The 1277-nt window shown below is 46.8% G+C and carries 1 protein-coding gene; it reads right to left on the minus strand.

Annotated elements, in window-relative coordinates; all coding sequences use genetic code 11:
• On the minus strand, positions 1-1048 hold a 1048-nt coding region (locus ACFO8Q_RS23755; protein ID WP_380029849.1), incomplete at its 3' end, for an IS110 family RNA-guided transposase.
• Positions 1049-1277: the final 229 nt, after the last annotated feature.

Here is a 1277-nt window from a genome sequence, read left to right on the forward strand (position 1 = left end):
TGCGCCTCTTCAGTTGTAAGTAGCGGTTTCGGATTTCGGGATGCTTTTCGCTTTTGACTACAGCGGTGGCACACTGTACCAAAAGAGGCTTGATGTAAATGCCTGCTCTCGAAATCCGTACTGACTTTTTCTTGCCGGCACTTTCATCATTTGAAGGTGTAAGTCCTGCCCAAGAGCAAAGATGCTTGGCTGTCGGAAACACGTCCATATTCACACCAATTTCCGAGACCACGGCAATGGCGGAAAAGATGTTTTTGAAGGACGGAACAGTCAAGATCAAGTTGATTTCTTCGGAGTAGGACTCGGCAAGGGAAAGAATAATGGCTTCCAAATCCGCTTTGCGGGATTCAATGTCCTCGTAGTGTTGCTTGATGACCTTGATTTTTTCAGCCTGCTCGGGTGTAATGAGTCCGTCAATCGCAAGTTTCAGTTCAGGCAGTTTCCCTTTCATGGAGCCGTGAATGAGCGGTTCGATGTCAAAAGACGTATCAAGCGGATCGTCCAGCAGCTTGTCGATAATATTCATGGAGCTTTTGCCGAACGTATCCGAAACGACATTTCCAAGCTGAATGTTCGAAACCGTCAAGCTGTTCTGGAGCCGATTTTTCTCGCTCGATGAAAAGTTCGTCAGCTTGAAGCGGTAGCGCATCAGGTCACGGAGCTGCCGGATCGGCAAGGGAGGCATAAAGCTTCCCGCGACAAGGTCGTGCTTGAACAAATCGGCAATCCACTGGGCATCTTTTTTGTCCGTTTTCTTGCCGCGAATGGCCTTAACGTATTTCGGATGAGCCAGCGTAATGTTGCAGGAATGTTCTAGAATGTTGAATACGGGGATCCAGTATTTCCCGGTCGATTCCATACACACATCCTTGCAGTCATTCTCACAAAGCCACTGTAACAGCTCCTGCAGCCCTTTGGTAAAGGTTGAAAAGCGATGACGTTTGTAAGTCGTGACGCCTTGACTGTTAGTGGAAGCGATACATGCAACCACGAAGGTTTTGTGAACATCGATTCCACAACAGACAGGGTAAACAATTTTTAAAGCCATAGGGAAGTTCCTTTCCTAGGATATACAGAGATAGTCAGCAGGGACTGATTGCCCAGCAATAAACGAGTTGTTTATACAAAGATAAGTCTGCGTGCTCGAAGCGACACTTATTTGTGCTTGGAAAGGCAATCCACACATATAAAAATGCGGTCACCTCATAAATGAGGCGGCCCACTCACCTCCGCGTGATTTGTAGTGTGCTGATATCCCTGTAACTTAAGAATACAAA

Origin of the sequence: Effusibacillus consociatus (assembly GCF_042652925.1) — a bacterium.
In the GTDB taxonomy this organism is placed as follows: Bacteria; Bacillota; Bacilli; order Tumebacillales; family Effusibacillaceae; genus Effusibacillus; species Effusibacillus consociatus.